This is a genomic window from Lysobacter sp. BMK333-48F3 (genome assembly GCF_019733395.1).
Taxonomy (GTDB): Bacteria; Pseudomonadota; Gammaproteobacteria; order Xanthomonadales; family Xanthomonadaceae; genus Lysobacter.
The window spans coordinates 1,234,454-1,253,934 of the sequence record NZ_JAIHOO010000001.1 but is presented as its reverse complement, the minus strand read 5'-3'; the positions used below and the strand labels follow the sequence as shown (position 1 = coordinate 1,253,934).

At 71.4% G+C, this 19,481-nt stretch carries 17 protein-coding genes; 8 read left to right on the top strand and 9 right to left on the bottom strand.

Annotated elements, in window-relative coordinates; all coding sequences use genetic code 11:
• Positions 1–2: 2 nt before the first annotated feature.
• Complete coding sequence (locus K4L06_RS05245; RefSeq protein WP_221670399.1) at positions 3–866, bottom strand: LysR substrate-binding domain-containing protein; 864 nt, start codon at positions 864–866, stop codon at positions 3–5.
• A gap of 123 nt (positions 867–989) precedes the next feature.
• Here K4L06_RS05245 and K4L06_RS05240 point away from each other — a divergent pair, with 123 nt between their 5' ends.
• Positions 990–1,400 carry a tautomerase family protein gene (locus K4L06_RS05240; protein WP_221670398.1) on the top strand — a complete coding sequence of 137 codons (411 nt, stop codon included), beginning with the start codon at positions 990–992 and terminating at the stop codon, positions 1,398–1,400.
• A 4-nt stretch (positions 1,401–1,404) separates the two neighbouring features.
• On the opposite strand, the gene gcvA is transcribed toward K4L06_RS05240, so the two are convergent.
• Positions 1,405–2,298 (bottom strand): transcriptional regulator GcvA, encoded by an 894-nt coding sequence (gene gcvA, locus K4L06_RS05235; protein ID WP_221670397.1) that lies wholly within the window; start codon positions 2,296–2,298, stop codon positions 1,405–1,407.
• Between the two features lie 139 nt (positions 2,299–2,437).
• Here gcvA and K4L06_RS05230 point away from each other — a divergent pair, with 139 nt between their 5' ends.
• The 4 genes from K4L06_RS05230 (at position 2,438) to K4L06_RS05215 (ending at position 5,386) form a co-directional block, all read left to right on the top strand.
• Complete coding sequence (locus K4L06_RS05230) at positions 2,438–3,130, top strand: NAD(P)H-dependent oxidoreductase (RefSeq protein WP_221670396.1); 693 nt, start codon at positions 2,438–2,440, stop codon at positions 3,128–3,130.
• Positions 3,131–3,257: 127 nt separating this feature from the next.
• Complete coding sequence (locus tag K4L06_RS05225; RefSeq protein WP_221670395.1) at positions 3,258–4,037, top strand: HipA family kinase; 780 nt, start codon at positions 3,258–3,260, stop codon at positions 4,035–4,037.
• The gene (locus tag K4L06_RS05220; RefSeq protein ID WP_221670394.1) at positions 4,015–4,410 is read left to right on the top strand and encodes a DUF3037 domain-containing protein; all 396 of its coding nucleotides are present in this window, start codon (positions 4,015–4,017) and stop codon (positions 4,408–4,410) included. Before K4L06_RS05225 ends, K4L06_RS05220 begins: the two co-directional genes overlap by 23 nt.
• A 67-nt stretch (positions 4,411–4,477) precedes the next feature.
• Positions 4,478–5,386 carry an EcsC family protein gene (locus K4L06_RS05215; protein ID WP_221670393.1) on the top strand — a complete coding sequence of 303 codons (909 nt, stop codon included), beginning with the start codon at positions 4,478–4,480 and terminating at the stop codon, positions 5,384–5,386.
• Between the two features lie 142 nt (positions 5,387–5,528).
• Here the strand turns inward: K4L06_RS05215 and K4L06_RS05210 are convergent, their stop codons facing one another.
• Positions 5,529–6,815, bottom strand: a complete 1,287-nt coding sequence (locus K4L06_RS05210; RefSeq protein WP_221670392.1) for a HAMP domain-containing sensor histidine kinase — start codon at positions 6,813–6,815, stop codon at positions 5,529–5,531.
• Entirely contained in the window at positions 6,808–7,512 is a 705-nt protein-coding gene (locus K4L06_RS05205) for a response regulator transcription factor (protein WP_221670391.1), read from the bottom strand. The genes K4L06_RS05210 and K4L06_RS05205 overlap by 8 nt, the downstream gene beginning before the upstream one ends.
• Positions 7,513–7,958: 446 nt before the next feature.
• Here K4L06_RS05205 and K4L06_RS05200 point away from each other — a divergent pair, with 446 nt between their 5' ends.
• On the top strand, positions 7,959–9,617 hold the full coding sequence (locus K4L06_RS05200; protein ID WP_221670390.1) for a phosphoethanolamine--lipid A transferase: 1,659 nt from the start codon (positions 7,959–7,961) through the stop codon (positions 9,615–9,617).
• 7 nt (positions 9,618–9,624) lie between these two features.
• Here K4L06_RS05200 and K4L06_RS05195 read toward each other — a convergent pair whose 3' ends face one another.
• Together K4L06_RS05195 and K4L06_RS05190 are read right to left on the bottom strand one after the other, a co-directional pair.
• Complete coding sequence (locus tag K4L06_RS05195) at positions 9,625–10,890, bottom strand: patatin-like phospholipase family protein (RefSeq protein WP_221670389.1); 1,266 nt, start codon at positions 10,888–10,890, stop codon at positions 9,625–9,627.
• A 431-nt stretch (positions 10,891–11,321) separates the two neighbouring features.
• The gene (locus K4L06_RS05190; protein WP_221670388.1) at positions 11,322–15,368 is read right to left on the bottom strand and encodes a non-ribosomal peptide synthetase; all 4,047 of its coding nucleotides are present in this window, start codon (positions 15,366–15,368) and stop codon (positions 11,322–11,324) included.
• A gap of 298 nt (positions 15,369–15,666) precedes the next feature.
• Here K4L06_RS05190 and K4L06_RS05185 point away from each other — a divergent pair, with 298 nt between their 5' ends.
• Together K4L06_RS05185 and K4L06_RS05180 are read left to right on the top strand one after the other, a co-directional pair.
• On the top strand, positions 15,667–15,897 hold the full coding sequence (locus K4L06_RS05185; RefSeq protein WP_221670387.1) for a hypothetical protein: 231 nt from the start codon (positions 15,667–15,669) through the stop codon (positions 15,895–15,897).
• A gap of 233 nt (positions 15,898–16,130) precedes the next feature.
• Positions 16,131–16,727 (top strand): TetR family transcriptional regulator, encoded by a 597-nt coding sequence (locus K4L06_RS05180; RefSeq protein ID WP_221670386.1) that lies wholly within the window; start codon positions 16,131–16,133, stop codon positions 16,725–16,727.
• A gap of 16 nt (positions 16,728–16,743) precedes the next feature.
• Here K4L06_RS05180 and K4L06_RS05175 read toward each other — a convergent pair whose 3' ends face one another.
• From K4L06_RS05175 to K4L06_RS05165, 3 genes are all read right to left on the bottom strand, one after another.
• Positions 16,744–17,274 (bottom strand): hypothetical protein, encoded by a 531-nt coding sequence (locus K4L06_RS05175; RefSeq protein WP_221670385.1) that lies wholly within the window; start codon positions 17,272–17,274, stop codon positions 16,744–16,746.
• A gap of 108 nt (positions 17,275–17,382) precedes the next feature.
• A complete protein-coding gene (locus tag K4L06_RS05170; RefSeq protein WP_221670384.1) occupies positions 17,383–18,747 on the bottom strand; it encodes an ATP-binding protein in 1,365 nt (454 codons plus the stop codon).
• Complete coding sequence (locus K4L06_RS05165) at positions 18,748–19,455, bottom strand: response regulator (protein ID WP_221670383.1); 708 nt, start codon at positions 19,453–19,455, stop codon at positions 18,748–18,750. It abuts the gene before it with no gap.
• Positions 19,456–19,481: the final 26 nt, after the last annotated feature.

The following is a 19,481-nucleotide window of genomic DNA, read 5'->3' as shown; positions in this document are numbered from 1 at the left end:
GGCTACGCGAAATAGGCGTGCAGGGCGGCGCCGGCTTCGCGCACCGCGGCATTGGCGCCGGACGACGGCAGGATCAGGCGGAAACTGCAGTCCGGCAGCGCGGGCAGGCGCGGCGAATGCGCCACCGCCAGGCCGTCGCCGATCGCCGAGGCATTGAGGCAGCCCAGGCCGAGTCCGGCGCGCAGCGCCGCCTGCAGGCCGGCGACGCCGCTGGCCTGGTGGGCCAGGCGGCAGGCGCTGCGATGCTTGCGCAGCCGTTCCATCGCCAGCCGATGCAGGGCGCACTCCGGCGGCAGCAGCACCAGCGGCAACTGATCCTCGCCGCGCAGGTCCAGGCCCGCGGCGGCGACCCAGGCCAGGGGCTCGCGCCGCAGCGGCAGCGCGCCGTCGCTGGCGCGCGCCGTGCCGGCCGTGTCGACCTGCATGACCAGCGCCGCGTCGTAAGCGCCTTCGGCATGGCCGCGGGCGATCGCCGCGCTGGTGCCCAGCGCGACCTGCAGCCGCAGCTGCGGGCAGTGGCGGGTCAGATGCCGCAGCAACCCGGCGATGTCGTCGGGGCGGTAGTAGTCGCTGATGCCCAGGCGCAGTTCGGTGCGGCGCAGCTCGCGGCGCACGTCGTGCAGGGCCAGCTCGCCCAGCGCGAGCAATTGCCGGGCATGGCCGAGCAGGCGCTGGCCGGCCGCGGTGGGCGCCACGCCGTGGCGCGAGCGCAACAGCAGCGCCGCGCCGGCGGCGCGCTCGAGCTTCTGCAGTTGCTCGCTGACCGCCGATTGCGAGCGGAACACCCGCGCCGCGCCGGCGGAGATGCTGCCGGCGTCGGCGACCGCGACGAAGGCCTTGAGCTGTTCCAGGTCGAAGCCGGCCATGGTCCGTCCTTACATCGGGAAAGCCGATGGATTCCGTCCGATCTTCCCGCTTTGCCGATGGATGGCGCAAGCCTAACCTGGCGACATTCCCGGGCCGAACCCGGCCCGCCACGGAGAACGCTGATGCCGCACATCGCCCTGCAGATTTCCGCCGCGCCCGACGCCGAACTGGCGCGCGCCGCCGCGGCCTTGGTCGCCGACCTCACCGTCGAGGTGCTCGGCAAGCCGCGCGAGCTGGTCGCCGTCGCGATCCAGTTCGTCGATCGCGGCCATTGGTTCATCGACGGGCGCAGCCTGCTCGAACACCAGCGCAGCGCCTATCACCTGGACATCAGCATCACCGACGAGACCAACACCAAGGCCGAGAAAGCGCGCTATCTGCAGCGCATGCATGCCGGCCTGTCGGCCCTGCTCGGCGACGCGCACGACACGTCCTACATCCACATCATCGATGCGCGCGCGGCCGCTTACGGCTACGGCGGGCTGAGCCAGGAGCAGCGTTACCAAACCGCACGCCAACGCGCCGAAGGCTGATCGTCTAGGCCAGCGCGGCCTGCGCGCGCAGCCAGTCGCGCAGCGCCAGCACTTCCGCGCGCGGCGCCCCTTGCGGGTACACCAGCCAGTGCGGATAGCCTTCCAGCGCCAACTCGGCTCCGAAGGGTTGCACCAGGGTGCCGGCGGCCAGGTCGTCGGCGACCAGGGCCAGGCTGAGCAGGGCCACGCCGTGGCCGGCGATCGCGGCCTGGATGGCATGGCTCTCGTCGGTGAAGCGCAGCCCCGCCTCCACGTCCAGGCCTTCGACGCCGGCCAGCGCGCACCAGTTGCGCCAGGTCGGCGTGTCGGCGGTGGGATGGCGCCATTCCGAATGCAGCAGCGCGTGCTCGCGCAAGTCCTGCGGCCGGCGCAAGCCCAGGCGCGGATTGCACACCGGGGCGAAACGGTTCTCGATCAGGCGTTCGGCGACCAGACCGGGGTAGGGGCCGCGGCCGTAGCGGATCGCCGCGTCGGCGACCCCGGCGGCCAGGTCGACCGGATCGTCGGAGGCGTGCAGGCGCAGGTCCAGCTGCGGTTGCGCGGCGCGGAACGAGGCCACCTTCGGCACCAGCCATTTGGCGGTGAACGACAGCGTCGCCGACAGGGTCAGCGCGCGCCGCTGCCGCCGCGCCGCGATCGCTGCGACCGCCTCGGCGAAGGCGTCGAAGCCGTCGCGCAGCACCGGATAGAGCAGGGCCGCCTCGGCGGTCAGGGCCACGCGCCGGGTCTGACGTTCGAACAGGCGCACGCCCAGTTGCTCTTCGAGCAGGCGGATCTGGTGGCTGATCGCGGTCGGGGTTACCGACAGCTCGTCGGCGGCGCGCTTGAAGCTGGCCAGGCGGGCGGCGGCTTCGAACGCGCGCAGGGCGCCGAGCGGGGGCAGGCGGGGGCGGCTCATGGATGAGAAAAAATAATCCGTTTGCTGAGAAATCGGAGTTTGTCGCCTCGGTCGGGCGGATTCAACATGGCTTCCAGCCCGGATGTGCCCGCGAATGCGCCAACAGGGCTCATCCATCACCGAACCCGAGACCGCCGCCATGACCCGCCTGCTGCACCTGGATTCCAGCGCCCGCTCCGATACCTCCGAACGCAGCCGCTACGGCTCGCACAGCCGCCGCCTGAGCGAGCGCTTCGTGCGCCGCTGGCGCGAAATCCGTCCCGGCGACGAGGTCGTCTATCGCGACGTCGGTACCGCTCCTCCGTCGCCGGTCACCGGCGCCTGGATCCATGCCGCTTTCACCCCGCAGGACCAGCGCCTGCCGTGGATGCACGAGACCCTGGCCGAGAGCGACGCCCTGGTCGACGAGCTGATCGCCGCCGACGTGATCGTCGCCGGCGTGCCGATGTACAACTTCGGCATGCCGGCCCAGTTCAAGGCCTGGATCGACAACGTGGTGCGGGTCGGCCGCACCTTCGGCTTCGACCGCCAGCGCCAGGGCGAGCCGTACTGGCCGATGCTGGCCGGCGCCGGCAAGAGCCTGGTGCTGCTGAGCTCGCGCGGCGACGTCGGCTACGGCGCCGGCGAACGGCTGGAGGCGATCAACCACGTCGAGCCCGGCGTGCGCACGCCGATGCGCTACATCGGCATCGTCGACCATCACGGCGCGGCGATCGAGTACGACGAATTCGGCGGCGAAGGACTGCGGGCGTCGATCGAGCGCGCCGAGGCCGATGTCGATGTCCTGGTCGAGCGGCTAATCCGCCAGCACGCGCCGGCCGCGGCGGCCTGAGTCTTCGCCCGAAGCGATCGGTGCGATCGGTGCGATCGCGCTCCGCGAGCGGCGGGCTTGGCGTTTGCGCCGGCCCGCCCTAAGGTGGGCGACCGAACCCGCGCCCGTGCGCCGCCGCCGTCCCGCCGTGCTCAGAACCGTTTCCGCCACCCGCTACGTTACCCCGCTGCGCGAAGGCGGCTCGCTGCCGGCCGTGGTCGAGGCCGACGACGACGGCCTGTACGTGATGAAGTTCCGCGGCGCCGGCCAGGGCCGCAAGGCGTTGATCGCCGAGATCGTCGCCGGCGAGATCGCGCGCCGGCTGGATCTGCCGGTGCCGGAGATCGTGCTCGCCGAACTCGACCCGGAACTGGCGCGGACCGAACCCGATCCGGAGATCCAGCACCTGATCCGCGAGAGCGCCGGGCTCAACCTGGCCCTCGACTACCTGCCCGGCTCGGTCAACTACGACCCGCTGGTCGATGCGCCGCCGGCCGCGCTGGCCTCGCGCATCGTCTGGTTCGACGCCCTGACCACCAACGTCGACCGCACCGCGCGCAACACCAACATGCTGCTGTGGCATCGCCGCCTGACCCTGATCGATCACGGCGCGGCGCTGTACTTCCACCACGACTGGGCCAACGCCGCCGGCGCCGCCGCCAGCCGTTTCGCGCCGGTCAAGGACCACGTGCTGCTGCCGTTCGCGGCCGCCCTGGCCGAGGCCGACGCCGAACTCGCGCCGAAGCTCACCCCGGCGCTGATCGAGGAGGTGGTGGCCTTGCTGCCGGACGCCTGGCTCGAGGACGAGCCCGGCTTCGCCGACGCCCAGGCCCATCGCCGCGCCTACGCCGACTATCTCCAGCGCCGCGTGCAGGCGCCGCGCGCATTCGTCGAGGAGGCGATCCATGCCCGCTCGCTCGCTGTATGACTATGCGGTGATCCGCGTGGTGCCGCGGGTCGAGCGCGAGGAGTTCGTCAACGTCGGCGTGCTGGTGTCCTGCCCGGCGGCCGGCCTGCTCGCGGCCGGCATCGAGCTCGACCAGGCGCGGCTGCGCGCGCTCGACCCCGGCGTCGACGTCGAGGCGGTGCGCCTGCACCTGCAGGCGATCGAGCGCATCTGCCGCGGCGGCCGCGACGCCGGCCCGATCGGCCAGTTGCCGGCGCGCGCGCGCTTCCACTGGCTGACCGCCAAGCGCAGCTCGATCATCCAGATGTCGGCGGTGCATACCGGCCGCTGCCTGCAGGCCGCGGACATCGTCGAGCACCTGCTCGAACGCATGGTGCGCACGCCGCGCACTTGAAGCGCGGCCGCGGCGGTCTTATGTTCGTGCCGCCGCACGACGCGGCCGACCCCGGGAGAACGGCAGGATGCGGCAGGACCACGACAGGCTCGACGACACCGCCGACGCGGCCGATCTGGCGCGCGCGGTGGCGCTGCTGGAAACGCCGTCGCTGACCGCGCGGATGACCGCGCTGGCCGGCGCGCCGATCGAGTTCGGCCTGTCCAAGCTGCCGGGCTTCGTCAACCGCAGGATCCAGAGCATCGTCCACGGCGCCTTGCACAAGGCCGCCGCGGCGGCGCTGTGGACGGTCAAGGACCAGCCCAACAAGGCTTCCTCGACCAAGAGCCACAAGTTCGCCGCCGGCGCGGTCGGCGCGCTCGGCGGCTTCTTCGGCGCCGCCGGCCTGGCCGCGGAGCTGCCGGTATCGACCGTGGTGATGATGCGCGCGGTCGCCGACATCGCCCGCGCCGAAGGCTTTTCCCTGGCCGATCCCGAAGTGCAGGCGGCCTGCGTGGAAGTGTTCGCCTTCGGTGGCGGCAGCGACGAGGACGATGCTTCCGCTTCCGGCTATTACGCGGTGCGCACCGCGCTGGCCGAGGTCGGCCGGCAGGAACTGGCCGGCCTGGCCAGCCGTCGCGGCGCCCAGCACGCCACCCACGCTTACGCCAAGAAGCAGGCCACCGCCTGGATGAGCAAGCTGGTCGACGTGGTCGCGACCCGCTTCGGCGTGGTGGTCGGCGAAAAGACCGCCGCGCAGTTGGTGCCGGTGATCGGCGCGGCCACCGCGGCGACGATGAACGTGTTGTTCACCAATCACTACCAGGACATGGCGCGCGGCCATTTCATCGTCAAGCGCCTGGAACGCAAGTACGGCGCCGAGCGGGTCGCACGCGCCTACCAGCGCCAGCGCAGCGATCCGCTGCCGCTGCAGGCGCCGGCGAAGCCGCCGGCGGCGTTGCCGCCGCCGCGCGGGGACGATGCGGTGGGCGAGTGAGAGGTCCCCCCACCCTAACCCCTCTCCCGCTTGCGTGAAGACCTGGTCCGCTCCCTTCTCCCGCTTGCGGGAGAAGGTGGCCCGAAGGGCCGGATGAGGGCAGCCCAGTTCCAGCGAACCGGACCCGGCCGGAAAGCGCCGCTCACCCCGGCCGCAAACTCAGCGTCGTGCGCGTGCCGCGTTCGGCCTGATCGAAGCGCAGCCGCCAGCCCAGGTGTTCGCACAGCCGCGAGATCAGGTCCAGGCCGATCCCGCCGCCCTCGCGGCCGTCGCGGGCGACCCGGGCGTAGAGCGCGCTGATCTCCTCCGGGCTCATGCCGTGGCCCGGGTCCTCGATCACCACCGTGGCGTCGGCGTCGAGCCGGATCGCGATCTCGCCGCGGTCGCTGTTCTCGATCGCATTGCGCAACAGATTGCCGATCGCCGCCTGCACGATCGGCAGCGGCGCGACGATCTCGCACGGCGGCAGCGGCGCCAGCGCCAGGCGCAGGTCCTTGTCGCGGCACAGGTGGCGATGGTCTTCGACCAGTTCCGGCAGCAACTGGTCCAGCGCCACCCGGTCGCCGTTGGACGCCAGGCGTTGCGGGTCCTTGGCCAGCGCCAGCAGCAGCGACACCAACTGCTCGACCTCGCGCGCGGTGCGGTGGATCCGCGCCAGTTGCTGGCGCGCGCCGGCCGGCAGGTCGGGCTGGGCCAGGGCCAGCTCGGTGGAGCCGGCGATCACCGCGATCGGGGTGCGCAACTCGTGGCTGGCGCTGTCGATGAAAGCGCGCTCGCGGACCACGAAGCGGTCGTTGCGGGCGAGATAGTCGTTGACCGCGTCGGCGATCACCACCAACTCGGAACTGGCCGAGTCGGGCAGTTCGATGCGCTGGCCGGCGCGGTCGGGTTGCAGGCCGCCGATGCGCTGGGCGACCTGGGTCAGCGGCCGCACCAGCCGGCGCACGCCCCAGCCGATCACCAGGCACAGGGTCAGCAGGGTGGTGATCGCCGAGCCGGCGATGGTCAGGGCCAGGTCGAACTCCAGGTGCTCCATGTCGTCGATGTCGAGCGCCAGCACCAGCCTGCGGCCGTCGACGTCGCGCACCAGCACCACGTGTTCGACGCCGTCGGATTCGATGTCGTCGTGCACGCCGGGGCCGAGCGCGCGCAGCGCCGGCGGCGGCGGTCGGGTCGCGCTGTCGTACAGGCTCAAGGCCTTGGTGTCGGTCCAGCGGTAATCAGGGTCGCTGCGGCTGCGCTCGACGAAATGCTCGAGCTCGGTGTCCATCAGCGAGGTCCACACCAGCCGTTCGGCGTGCTCGTTGACCACCAGGCCCTGCACGATCACCACCGCGGCCGAGACCAGCACCGCATAGCCGAGCAGGCCGAGCAGCAGGCGCCGGCCCAGACTGCTGCGCCGGCGCGGCGGAGCGGACGGTTCAGTCATCGCTGTCGGCCACCGCGCTGGGAGTGGGTACGGCGAGGCGGTAGCCGATCCGCGGCAAGGTCTGGATCAGCTTGACCGGATAGGGGCCGTCGATCGCGCGCCGCAGTTCGTAGACATGCGAGCGCAGCATGTCGCCGTCGGGCGGATCGTCGCCCCACAGCGCCTGCTCCAGGCGTTCGCGGGTGACCGCGCCCGGGCTGGACTGCAGCAGCACTTCCAGCAGCTTGCGGCAGGCCGGATACAGGTGCACCACGCGGCCGCCGCGGCTGACTTCCAGGGTGGTCAGGTCGAGCTTGAGGTCGGCGACCTGCAGCAGCTTGCTGCGGTTGCGGCCGACGGCGCGCGCCAGCAGCGCTTCCAGCCGGACTTCCAGTTCGGGCAGGGCGAAGGGCTTGGTCAGGTAGTCGTCCGCGCCGGCGCGGAAGCCGGCGATCTTGTCCGGCAGTTCGTCGCGCGCGGTCAGCATCAGCACCGGCACGTCCGCGCCGGCCTGTTCGCGCAGGCAGCGCAGCACTTCGCGGCCGTCCAGGCGCGGCAGCATCCAGTCGAGCACGATCGCGTCGTAGCGCTGGGTCACCGCCAGGTGCAGGCCGGTCGGGCCGTCGGGTGCGGCGTCCAGGGTGTGGCCGCGCGCTTCGAAGTAGTCGAAGAGGTTGGCGACCAGATTGCGATTGTCTTCGACCACCAGCAGGCGCATGCGCCGGTCGCTCCTGCCGCCCGCGGCGGCCCGAATGGCGCGGCGGTGCGTACCGCGCGAGCCCGCGCCGCGCCAATGCGCGGCTGCGGCCAGTATGCGCCCGGGTCTGTCGGAAACGCGTCGGAACGCGTCGGGCCATATGCCGCCCAAACCGGCAAAGTCCGCGCCGGCCAGGTCCGTGCGGGCCAGGTCCGTGCGGGCCAGGTCCGTGCGGGTGGTTTAACCGCGGCCCAACTTCGCTCCGACCGCGCTCCGACAAGGCGGTTTCGATCATGGCGTCCGACCGCCTCCGGGCCGGGCGCGAGGCCCGGCGCAGCCCACGACCCGCCGATGATCGACGCTCAGCATCTCCTTTCCGCCGCATCGTTTCCGCCCGCGCAGCCGCTGGCCGCGACGCCGTCGCCCGCCTGCGCCGGCGATGGGGCCCGGCGCGGGAGCCCGCGCCGATGAGCGTCGTCGCTGGCTCCGCGTCGCGCTGGCCGGCCCGGCTCGGCCTGCGGCCGCAAGCCCGGGTCGAAACCGTGGCGCTGGCCGCCAGCATGTTCTTCGCCAGTTTCGCCAACGGCGCGTTCTGGCGCGCCGCCGCGGCCGCGGGCGCGTTCGACGGCGCGCGCGGGCTGTGGGTCGGCGCCTGCGTCTATGTCGCGATCGTGGCGGTCACCTTCGTCCTGCTCGCCGGCCTGCTCAATCGCTGGACGCTGAAGCCGCTGTTGACGGCGCTGCTGCTGGTTACCGCGGCGGCAACCCATTTCATGGGCCAGTACGGGGTCTACCTGGACCCCGGCATGATCCGCAACGTGCTGCAGTCCGACGGCCGCGAGTCAGGCGAATTGCTCAGCCTGGGGTTGTTGCCGCCGCTGCTGCTGTTCGGGGTATTGCCGTCGCTGTTGCTGTGGCGGGTGCGGGTGATCGAGCAAGCCTGGTCGCGGGCATTGTGGAGCCGCCTGGCCGCGATGGCCGCGGCGCTGGTGTTGGCGATGCTGGCCCTGCTCGGCGCGTTCCAGGACATCTCGGCCTTGATGCGCAATCACAAGGAAATGCGCCACCTGGTGACGCCGGCCAACTACCTGGTGTCGCTGGCCCGGGTCGCCTTCGACGACTCGGCCTCCAAAGTGCGCGGCCGCGCGCCGATCGGCACCGATGCGCGCGTCGCCGCACGTCCGGCCGGCAGCAAGCCGCGCTTGCTGCTGATCGTGGTCGGCGAGACCGCGCGTGCGCAGAACTGGGGGCTCAACGGTTATGCCCGCCAGACCACGCCGGAGCTGGCCCGGATCGGTCCGGTCAATTTCCCCGACGTCACCGCCTGCGGCAGCAGCACCGAGGTGTCGGTGCCGTGCATGTTCTCGCCGTACGGACGGCGCAACTACGACAAGCGCCGGATCCAGGGCAGCGAGTCCTTGCTCAACGTGCTCGAGTACGCCGGCATACCCACTCTGTGGCGCGACAACCAGACCGGCTGCAAGAACGTGTGCAAGGGCCTGGCCTTCGAATCCTTCGAGCACGATGCCGACCCCGACTACTGCAACGCGCAGGGCTGCTCCGACCTGGTGATGCTGCGCGGCTTGCGCGAACGCCTGGCCGCCCAGACGGGCGATGCGGTGGTGGTGCTGCACCAACTCGGCAACCACGGCCCGAGCTACTACCGGCGCTATCCGCCGCGGCTGCGCCGGTTCGCGCCGACCTGCGACACCAACGAACTCGGCCGCTGCAGCCGCGAGCAGATCGTCAACGCCTACGACAACGCGCTGCTGGCCACCGACGAGTTCCTCGCCCGCAGCATCCGCGCCCTGGCCGAGGACGGCAGCCGCGACACCGCGCTGATCTACGTGTCCGACCACGGCGAGTCGTTGGGCGAGAACGGCCTGTACCTGCACGGCCTGCCGTACGCGATCGCGCCGCGGACCCAGACCCGGGTGCCGATGACGATGTGGTTCTCGCCCGGCTTCGCCGCCTCGCGCGGGCTGGACCTGCAATGCCTGCGCCGCGAAGCGCTGCGTCCGGCCAGCCACGACAACCTGTTCCACTCGGTGCTCGGGCTGATGCAGGTCCGGACTTCGGTCTACGCGCGCGAACTCGACCTGTTCGCGCCCTGCGCTCCGGCTTGAGCGGCGTTCATTCGCCGCCGCCCCACCAGCGCGGGTGCAGCACGCGCTTGTGGCTGTGGCGCAACCAATGGCGCACGCGGCCTTCGTCGGCGCGTTGCGGATAAGGCCAGGCCGCGGCCGGCGAGGCCGGCCAGCCGTTGTGCCGGGCCATCGCGTCGACGCTGGAAAAATAGCCGTGGTTGACCAGCACTTCGAACTCGACGTCGAGGAAGCGGTCCAGGTCGGTGCGGATGCGGCCGACGACCTCGGCCACCAGGGCCGGGCTGTAGCCGTCGGCGCCGCCGTCGCGGCCGCCGCTGAGGCCCCAGTACACGCCGATCAGCGAGCCGGTCGCGGCCTGGCCGAAGAACAGCCGCTTGCGCAGCGCTTCGGCCTGATTGCCGACCACTTGGGTGTAGCGCATCAGCTGGCGCAGCCACCAGCGCCGGCTCTCGAATACGAACGGGCCGCCGGCGTCGGACACCAGCACTTCGCGGTAGCGGCGCAGGGTCGGTTCGGTGGCGAGGTTGTCGTAGACGCCGCCGTCGCTGAGTTCGATCCGCTGGCGCAGCGCTTCGCCGTCGTCGCCCTGATAATGCCCGCGCTGATAGGCGCCGGGCGCGGTGTCGAAACGCACCGGACCGAACACCGGCGGAAAACACGACGACGCCGCGACCGCGCAGGCCAGGCCGACCCGGCGCGCGCCGTCGCGCAGGTAGCCGGCCAGGTAGTCGCCGACCCGGCGCCGGGAGAATTCCCAATTGACGCCGAAGGTCAGGTCGGTGGCGCAGAACACGAACGCCGGCGTTTCGGGCAACTGGTCCAGGCTGCGTTCGCCGAACACCTGGGCATAGCGGCGCTCGAGCAGGGCGATGCGGTGCGAGGGCCAGAGCCAGTTGTAGGCGACGGTGGCGAGCACCGGCAGGGTGCGGATGTCGCGCGCGACGACGTCGCGGAACGGTTCGACCACCACGGCGCGGAAATCGATCCGGTCGTTCCAGGCGGCGAAGGATTCGTCTTCGCGGCGGGTATCGAGATAACGGCAGGCCAGCCAGGCCGAGACAATGCTGCCGCCGGAGACCGAGCTGAACATGGTCGTCCCGGCGAGCAGGCCGGTCTCGTGCAGGCGCAGCAGGGCGCCGAGGTGGAACAGCGCGGCGCGGTAGCCGCCGCCGGACAGGCACAGCGCGCGGCCCTCGCGCTGCTCGGCATGGGCCGGATCGGCGGCGCGCTCGGCGCGCCTCGCCTCGCGCTGCACGCGCAGGCGTTCGAGTTCGACGTCGCTGCTCTTCATCGGCGGTGGCGGTCCCTGCGGCGCGAGCGATCGCGGAGCCGCCTATTGTGCGCGTTGCCGGTCGCGATGGTTAGGACCGCAGGATGCCCGTCGCAGTCGCAGTCGCCGCGTAGCCCTCATGCGGTTCCCCTCTTTGAAAAAGGGGGCAGGGGGGATTTGCTCTTGCTTTCCCACGAGCGCAGAAGCAAGAGCAAATCCCCCCGCGCTGCCGACACCCCTCGGACCTCGGGCTCGCGCCGGGCGCTGGCCCCCTTTTTCAAAGGGGGCAGGATTGGCGCGTAGGGGTATCGGCTTGGGCGACTGCGTGCAGATATGCGAGGTGCGCTCCATTCGAATCGCCGCGACGTCCCGACTGTTTCCCCCCCTTTGAAAAAGGGGGGTAGGGGGGATTTGCTCCTGCTTTCCCCTGGGCGCCCGGCAATAGCCGCGCCCTACGAGAACGCGATCGCGAACTCCGCCGGGTGCAGCTGCGGCGGGGGGGCCGGCGCGGCTTCGCTGCGCGGCTCCAGGCGCTCGCGCAGGATCCGCACGATCTGCGCCGCGGCGCGCGGTTCCAGCATCGACTGATGATCGCAGTCGATGTCGTGCACCTCGATGCGGCCGTCGATCACCGGCTGCCAAGCGCCGGCGTGGTAGTGCAGCAGGCCGTCCAGGTCGACGCGTTCCTTGCGGCCGGCGTTGAAGAACACCATGTCGGCGGCGATCGGGGCCGGCCGGTAGCGGCGCGCCAGGGCCAGGTTGTTGCGGGTGATCGCGCTGACGTTCTCGATCAGGCGCGCGTCGGCCTTCATGATTTCCTGCACCAGCGGGATCGAGAACACCTCGTACTCGCGGCACAGCAGGTCGGCCAGGGCGCGCATGTCCTGCGGCGGGTTGTCGCGCGCCTGCTGGTGGAAACCGAGGAACTTCAGCACCGCCGCGACCTGCTGCGCCTCGCCGCCGGCTTCGGCCGCATCGGCGACGAAGGGGTAGGAGTCCATCATCGCCAGCAGTTCGACCCGTTCGCCGAGCTGCTGCAGCAACGCCGCGACCGCGTGGCCGACCAGGCCGCCCAGCGACCAGCCGAGCAGGCGGTACGGGCCGTGCGGCTGCACCCGCCGGATCTGGGCGACGTAGTCGGCGGCGATCTCCTCGATGCTGGCCGGCAAGCTGGCGCCGCCGCGCAGGCCGCGCGACTGCAGCGCGTACACCGGCAGGTGCTCGTCGAGGTGGCGCAGCAGCGCCGCATAGGCCCAGCTCAGCCCGGTCACCGGATGGATGCAGAACAGCGGCCGCGCGCCGCCGGACGGGCGCAGCGCCAGCAGCGCGCCGAGCGGGTCGTTCTCGCCGCCATTACGCTCCAGGTGCGCGGCCAGGCCGGCGATGGTCGAGCCTTCGAACAGGGCGCCCAGCGCGAGCTCGCTGCCGAAGTGCTGCGGGAAGGCGGCGACCATTTCGGCCGCGGTCAGCGAATCGCCGCCGAGCTCGAAGAAGTTGTCGTGGATGCCGACCTGCGGCAGGCCGAAGATCTGCTGCCACAGCGCGGCCAATTTGCGCTCGGTCTCGTTGCGCGGCGGCGCGTAGGCGGTGCGGCGGCTGCGTTCGGGCGGCGCCAGCGCCTTGCGGTCGAGCTTGCCGCTGGCGGTCAGCGGCAGGCGCTCGAGCTCGACATAGGCCGAAGGCAGCATGTGCTCGGGCAGGCGCCGCGCCAGGCCGCTGCGCAGCGCCGCGGCGTCGACGCCGCGGCCGGCGGCCGGCACCACGTAAGCGGCGAGCAGGCCGTGGCCCAGCGCATCGGTGTGCAGTGCGACGGCGACGTCGGCGACGCCGTCTTCGGCGGCGAGCTGGGCCTCGATCTCGCCCAATTCGACCCGGTGGCCGCGGATCTTGACCTGCTGGTCGGCGCGGCCGAGGTACTCGATCGCGCCGTCGTCGCGCCAGCGCGCCAGGTCGCCGGTGCGGTACATGCGTTCGCCGGCGACGAAAGGATCGGCGAGGAAACGTTCGGCGCTCAGCGCCGGCCGGCGCAGATAGCCGCGGGCGACGCAGGCGCCGGCGACGTAGAGCTCGCCGACGCTGCCGGTGGGCACCGGGTTGAGCGCGGCGTCGAGCAGGTAGGCGCGGGTGTTGAGCAGGGGCCGGCCGATCGACGGCGGCGCGCCGTCGGCGACATCGTCCGCGCCGAGCTCGACCGCGCTGGCCCAGACCGTGGTTTCGGTCGGGCCGTAGAGGTTGGTGACCTTGGCCGCGCTGGCGACCAGCCGCTGGGCCAGATCCGGCGGCAGGGCCTCGCCGGTCGACAAGGCATGCACGCCGTCCAGGCGCAGGCGCGGATTGGCCAGCAGCATGCGCCACAACGAGGGCGTGGCCTGCACGTAGTCCAGCGCCTGCTCTTCGATCAGACGCGCCAGGGCGATCGGGTCGCGCACCGTCTCGGCGCCGGTCATCACCACCCGCGCGCCGACGCTGAGCGGCAGGAACAGTTCGAAGCAGGCGATGTCGAAGGCGATCGTGGTCTGGGCCAGGAAGCGTTCGCCCGGGCCGGGCGCGAACAGGCGCTGGGTCGCGGCGAGGAAGTTGCTCAGATTGCGCTGGTCGACTTCCACGCCCTTGGGCCGTCCGGTCGAGCCGGAGGTGTAGATGACGTAGGCGCAGGCGTCGGCGGCGGCGCGCGGCAGGTCCGCCCCGCTGCCGGCCGACCCGTCGCTCGAAAGTTCGTCCGCCGACGCTTCGTCCATCGACGCTTCATCCATCGACGCTTCATCAATCGACAGCAGCGCCACCGCGCCGCCGTCGAACGCGTCGGCGAAGGCGGCGGTGGTCAGCAGCAACCGCGGCGCGGCGTCTTCCAGGGTCTGGACGATGCGCTCGCGCGGCGATTCCGGATCCAGCGGCAGATAGGCCGCACCGGCCTTCCACACCGCGTAGGGAGCGGCGAGCAGGCGCTCGTCGCGCGGCAGCGCCAGCGCCACCAGGTCGCCAGGGCGCACGCCGCGAGCGATCAGGCGGCGCGCCAGACGCGTACTCAACGCGTCGAGTTCGCGATAGCTCAGCGCCGCGTCGCCGGACACCACCGCGACCGCGTCCGGCGTCAGCGTCGCCTGGCGCTCGAACTGATCCAGCGCGGTGGCCTCGGCCAATGGGGCTGCGGTGTCGTTCCAGCGCTGCAGCAGGCGCGCGCGCTCGTCGTCGCCGAGCACGTCGATCTCGCCCAGACGCAGGCCCGGTTCGGCCTGCACGGCGTCGATCAGGCGCAGCAGCCGGCGCAGGTGCTCGTTGAGTTCGGCCTCCGGATACAGAGTCGGATTGGCGTCCAGGTCCAGGCTCAGGCCCTGGCCGTCGAGGCGGTCGAACACGAATACGGTCAGGTCCTCGGCGCTGCCGTTGTGCAGATTGCGCGCGCTGCCGCGGTGGCCGAGGAAGTTGTTGTAGTCGTAAGGCTCGATGTTCACGCCGAGCCAGGCCATGTGCTGGTCGGGGTTGAGCAGGCCCAGGTCGCGGCGCAGTTCCTCGTAGCGGTACTGCTGATGGCGCAGGGCCTGCCGGACCACGCGCGAGACCTGCGCGAACAGCTCCGGCATGCTCATGCCGGCGTGCATCTTGAGCCGGATCGCGACCACGTTGGCGGCCATGCCGGGCGTGCTGCGCATGGCGTGATTGACCCGGCCGGTGACCGGCATGCCGATCACCAGGTCTTCGGCGCCGGTGGCGCGGTGGTAGTACGCGGCGACCAGCGCGATCAGCACCTGCGGCAGGCTGACGCCGCAATCGCGTGCGATCTCGGCCAGGCGCTCGCGCACGTCGTTGCCGACCTGGCCGCTGGCGCGGCGCAGGCCGCCGTTGTTGCGCACCCGGCGGCGCGCCAGGGTCACCGCCTCGGGCAGATCGGCGAGCTGCTCCAGCCAGTACTCGCGATCGCGGCGATAGCGCTCGGACTCGCGATAGGCCGCTTCGGTCTCCACCAGCGAGGCCAGGCTGCCGTAGCCGCTGGGCGGCGGTTCGACGCCGTCGCGGTAGGCCAGGTACAGCTCGTTGAGGCGCTTGGCCGCCATGCCGCCGCTGAAGCCGTCGTAGACGGTGTGGTGGGCGCGCTGGTACCAGCAGTACAGATCGTCGGCGTACTTGAACAGGGCGCCGAACCACAGCGGATCGTGGGCCAGATCGACCGGCTTGACGATCTCGGCGTGCATCCAGCGTTCGGCGGCCGCGCGCGGGTCGGCTTCGGCGCTGAAATCCAGGTACGGGAACTGCGCCACCGTGGTTTCGCGCACGATCTGGTACGGCAGGCCGTCGCGCTCGACGATGCGCACGCGGGTGGTTTCGGCTTCTTCGGTGAAGCGGCGCATGGCGCGCAGGAACAGCGCCGGCTCGACCGGTCCATGGATTTCCACCGCCTCGGCGATGTTCAAGGTCGCTTCGAGCGAGGCGATCTTCTGCCCGACCCACAAGCCGCGCTGGGCGGTGGTCAGGGGCAGGGCGTTGGCGTTGGATTCGGTCATGATGCGCATCCTTTGAGGCGGCCGCCCGGCCGCACGCCGCCTGCGGCCGACGGGCGCGGGGCCCGACGACGCGAGGATTTCGACGCGCGCGATCCTGCGGCCAACTCGTTACGAGTGGCCCCCTCTCCGTGTCCGCTACGAAGCAAATACCGTCATGGCCGCGGCGCACAGCGCCGGGGCAGAGCCCGCTGCGTCGGCAGTGCCGCTTGCGCGTACGCGGGGCCCGAGTTGTTATGCGTGGCGTTCTACGCAGGCGTGCGTACGTTCGATCCGACGTGCGCCTGCGGATTCAATATCCATGAGCCTGGATTTCATGTCTATCAAGACGGGTGAGAGACGGATCACAAGTCGAGTATTTACGAAGCCGGCGGTGAGAGACGGATCACAAGACCGCCATGTGAAGTTTTTTCTACAACGGCCACTGCGCCAAACGGCTGTCTACAAGGGTTTTCGCGCAGCTTTTTCGCTGCGGAAAAAAATCTTTCGCGGCGCGCGGCGACAGCGGAATGGATTCACGCTCGCGACGTGACCGGCGCGGTTTTATTTCCGTCGTCGGACAAGGAATTTTCCGCGGCGGAAAATCCGCGAACGCGGCGCAGTTCGCGCAACGCATCCGGCGCAGGCCGCGGAACCGACGCGGCGAGGGTCGCGTTCCGCGCGCGTCGACGCCGGTCGCGCCGTCGCGGCTCCGGCCGGCCGACCCCGGCGCCGCCGCCGGGAATGGACTATGATGAGAACGATTCTCATCTATATGGAGCGCCGATGGGCGCCGTACCGAACGCGTCCGCCGCGCCGGCGGACCAGGCCGTGCTCGACCACGCCGAGCGGCTGTTGCTGGTCTGCGGCCCGGCGCGCCTGGGCCTGGCCGAGGTCGCGCTCGCCGCCGGCCTGGAGCCGGCCGCGCTGCGCGACCGCTACTCCAGCCGCGAACAACTGCTGCTGGCCCTGCAGCAGCGCTTCGTCGCCGGCTTCCTCGACGAGCTGGCGCGGGCCATGGACCGCTGCCGCCCCGGCGACTGGGGCGGCCGGCTGCGCGCCTGGGTGCAGGGCGCGGTCGACGGCTACCTGGACCGGGTCGAGCTGCACGATGCGCTGTTCCACGGCCCGGGCCATCACGACCGTCACGCGATGCAGGACAACCCGGCGATCGATCAACTGGTCGAACTGCTCGAGGGCGGCATCGCGGCGCGGGTGTGGGCGGCGCCGGACCCGCGCCTGACCGCGGTGATCTTCTTCAATGCCATGCACAGCGCGGTCGACCGCGCGATCGCCAGCGGCCAGGTCCAGGACCGGCGCCGCCTGGCGCAGATCCTGTGCGGCTACTTCGAGCGCTCGGTGCAGTGGTGGGCGCGGTTCTGAGCGCGGCCGCGGTCGTTCAGGCGGCCAGTGTCGCCATCCGCGCCAGGATCGCCTCGCGGTGGCGCTCGTCGAGCGCGCCGGCGAAGGCGGCGCCGGCCAGCGCCTGGGCTTCGCCGAGCGCGTCCAGGGCTTCGTCGACGCGGCCGCTGCGGAACAGCGCCTGGCCCAGCCACAGCGCGGTCGACGGCGCCTGCTGCTGGCGCGCCCAGGCCCGCGCCACGGCCGCGGCGGCGATGCAGGCGGCATCGTCGCCGAGGCGGAAGCAGGCTTCGGCCAGGCCGCTGCGCAGCCAGTAGCGCAGCGGATCGCCGGGCAGGCCGTGGTCGGCCAGCGCGATCGCCTCGCGCCAATGCCGCGCGGCCTCGCCGGACTCGCCGCTGGCCTGACGGGCGATGGCCTGGTTGGCCAGGTCCAGCGCGCGGGCTTCGACGTCGTCGCCGGCCGTCGCGGCGTCGGGGTGGGTCTCGGGATGGGGGTGGGATTGGGGCTGAGATTGGTATTCCGCGCCGGGCGTTTCCGGCGTGTACGCGTTCATGTCCGTATGCATGCGAGCTCCTGCGGCCGGTTCGTGGGGACGGCCTGCAACAGCTAACGTGTTGCCCCGGCGAAACGGGTCAATCCCGGTTCACTGCGGCCCGGTTCACCGCAGCCCGGCTCACTGCAGATGGAAGGCCTGGTCGAGCGTCTCGCCGTCGCCGTCGCGCTCGGCCGCGGCGGCGCGCAGCTCGCCGGGGCGGTGCTCGGGCAGGCGGATCACGAAGCGCGCACCGCCCAGGTTCGAGGCCTCGACCCGGATCTCGCCGCCGTGACGGTCGATCACCTGGCGGACGATGCTCAGGCCGAGGCCGAAGCCGCCGGTGGCGCGGTCGCGGCTGCGGTCCAGCCGGTAGAACGGCTCGAACACCCGGTCGCGGTCCTCGACCGGAATGCCGACCCCGTCGTCTTCGACGATCAGGCGCCAGCCCGCGCCGTCGGGTTCCAGCACCACCCGGATCAGTCCGTCGGCGTAGCGCAGCGCGTTGCGCATCAGGTTGGAGAAGGCGCGGGCGAAGCTGCGCGGTTCGACCACGATCTCGGCCAGCGCCGGCGACAGCAGCCAGTCGATCGCGGTGCCGCGGGTGCGCAGTTCCTCCGCCGCCAGACCGGCCGAGGCGCGCAGGAAGGCGCCGGCTTCGACCTGTTCCAGCAGGGCGCGGGCGCCGTTGCGTTCCAGCATGCCCAGGGTCAGCAGCTCGCCGACCAGCAGGTCCAGCTCTTCCACGTCGCAGCGCAGCGCGTGCACGCGCGCGCGGGCGACCCGGTCGTCGAGCGAGTCGGACAGGTTGGCCAGGCCGAATTCGAGCCGGGTGATCGGCGTGCGCAGCTCGTGCGAGGCGGCGTTGACCAGGTCGCGCTGGGACTGGATCAGGCGGCCGATCTGGTCGGCCATGTTGTTGAAGTACACGCACAGCTGGCGGATCGAGGAGCCGCCGCGCAGCGGCGCGCGCGCTTCCAGGTCGCCGTCGCCGAAGCGCTCGGCGACCTCGCGCAGGCGCTCCAGGTCGCCCCACAGCGGCTGCAGCCACAGCAGCAGCGCCAGCAGCATCAGCGCCAGCACGGTGACGTAGGCCAGGTAGCGCGCCGGATAATCGTCTTCGACGTAGCCGATCTGCACCACCTGGCCGTGGTCCAGGCGCAGATAGACCCGGTGCTGGTCGCTGCCGAGGTGGTCGCCGGCGCTGCCGTCGGCGCCGAGCTGGGCGCGCACAGACACCGACAGCGCCTCGACCTCGGCCGGATCGAGCAGGCGGTAGCGTTCGGGCAGATCGCGGTTGAGCTCGTCCAGGCGTCGGACCAATTCGGCCCCGACGGCGCCGTCGAGGCGGTCGCGCAGCAGGCGCAGCTCGCCGGCGAAGTCCTGCCGCGCCGATTGCGCGTAGGGTTCCGGAAACAGGTGCGGAAAGGCCTGCTGCACCAGCAACAGCGAGCACAGCAGCAGGCCGGCGACCGTCAGGTACAGCCGCACCAGCATCGGCAGCATTCAATCCTCCCAGGCGATCGGGCTGAACAGATAGCCGCGGCCCCACACGGTCTTGATCTTGCGCGGTTCCTGCGCGTCGTCGCCGAAATGCCGGCGCAGGCGCGAGATGCTGACGTCGACGGTGCGGTCGACGCCGTCGAAGCCGATCCCGCGCCAGCGCCGCAACAGCTCGTCGCGGTTGAGCACGCGGCCGGCGGCCTGGGCCAGGATCACGAACAGGTTGTAGTCGGCGGTCTTCAGGTCGATCTCCTCGCCGCGCCAGCGCACCTGGCGCGCGGTCAGGTCGATCTGCAGGCCGCCGTACTGGAGCAGGCTGGACGGCGTCGCCGCCGCCGCGGCCGGAGCGCTCTGGCTGCGGCGCAACACCGCGCGCAACCGCGCCAGCAGCAGGCGCGGCTCGACCGGCTTGAGCACGTAGTCGTCGGCGCCGACTTCCAGCCCGGTGACCTGATCGAACAGATCCGCGCGCGCGGTCAGCATGACGATCGGCACCGCCGATCGCTTGCGGATCTGCCGGCAGACGTCGAGGCCGTCCATGCCGGGCAACATCAGGTCGAGCACGATCACGTCGGGCGGACCGTCTTCGATCGCGTTGAGCGCCTGGTCGCCGCGCAACACCACCGAGGTTTTGAAATCGTAGCGAAGCAGATACTCGGAGATCAGCCCGGCCAGTCGGGCATCGTCCTCGATCAACAGGACCTTGTTCATGGCCACCTCATGCGAGCCGGCATGGT

What these genes read in the sequence shown, in the direction of transcription:
- K4L06_RS05245 (WP_221670399.1), bottom strand. Translation starts at nt 866, where the DNA reads ATGGCCGGCTTCGACCTGGAACAGCTCAAGGCCTTCGTCGCGGTCGCC.
- K4L06_RS05240 (WP_221670398.1), top strand. Translation starts at nt 990, where the DNA reads ATGCCGCACATCGCCCTGCAGATTTCCGCCGCGCCCGACGCCGAACTG.
- gcvA (WP_221670397.1), bottom strand. Translation starts at nt 2,298, where the DNA reads ATGAGCCGCCCCCGCCTGCCCCCGCTCGGCGCCCTGCGCGCGTTCGAA.
- K4L06_RS05230 (WP_221670396.1), top strand. Translation starts at nt 2,438, where the DNA reads ATGACCCGCCTGCTGCACCTGGATTCCAGCGCCCGCTCCGATACCTCC.
- K4L06_RS05220 (WP_221670394.1), top strand. Translation starts at nt 4,015, where the DNA reads ATGCCCGCTCGCTCGCTGTATGACTATGCGGTGATCCGCGTGGTGCCG.
- K4L06_RS05215 (WP_221670393.1), top strand. Translation starts at nt 4,478, where the DNA reads ATGCGGCAGGACCACGACAGGCTCGACGACACCGCCGACGCGGCCGAT.
- K4L06_RS05210 (WP_221670392.1), bottom strand. Translation starts at nt 6,815, where the DNA reads ATGACTGAACCGTCCGCTCCGCCGCGCCGGCGCAGCAGTCTGGGCCGG.
- K4L06_RS05205 (WP_221670391.1), bottom strand. Translation starts at nt 7,512, where the DNA reads ATGCGCCTGCTGGTGGTCGAAGACAATCGCAATCTGGTCGCCAACCTC.
- K4L06_RS05200 (WP_221670390.1), top strand. Translation starts at nt 7,959, where the DNA reads ATGAGCGTCGTCGCTGGCTCCGCGTCGCGCTGGCCGGCCCGGCTCGGC.
- K4L06_RS05195 (WP_221670389.1), bottom strand. Translation starts at nt 10,890, where the DNA reads ATGAAGAGCAGCGACGTCGAACTCGAACGCCTGCGCGTGCAGCGCGAG.
- K4L06_RS05190 (WP_221670388.1), bottom strand. Translation starts at nt 15,368, where the DNA reads ATGACCGAATCCAACGCCAACGCCCTGCCCCTGACCACCGCCCAGCGC.
- K4L06_RS05185 (WP_221670387.1), top strand. Translation starts at nt 15,667, where the DNA reads ATGAGCCTGGATTTCATGTCTATCAAGACGGGTGAGAGACGGATCACA.
- K4L06_RS05180 (WP_221670386.1), top strand. Translation starts at nt 16,131, where the DNA reads ATGGGCGCCGTACCGAACGCGTCCGCCGCGCCGGCGGACCAGGCCGTG.
- K4L06_RS05175 (WP_221670385.1), bottom strand. Translation starts at nt 17,274, where the DNA reads ATGCATACGGACATGAACGCGTACACGCCGGAAACGCCCGGCGCGGAA.
- K4L06_RS05170 (WP_221670384.1), bottom strand. Translation starts at nt 18,747, where the DNA reads ATGCTGCCGATGCTGGTGCGGCTGTACCTGACGGTCGCCGGCCTGCTG.
- K4L06_RS05165 (WP_221670383.1), bottom strand. Translation starts at nt 19,455, where the DNA reads ATGAACAAGGTCCTGTTGATCGAGGACGATGCCCGACTGGCCGGGCTG.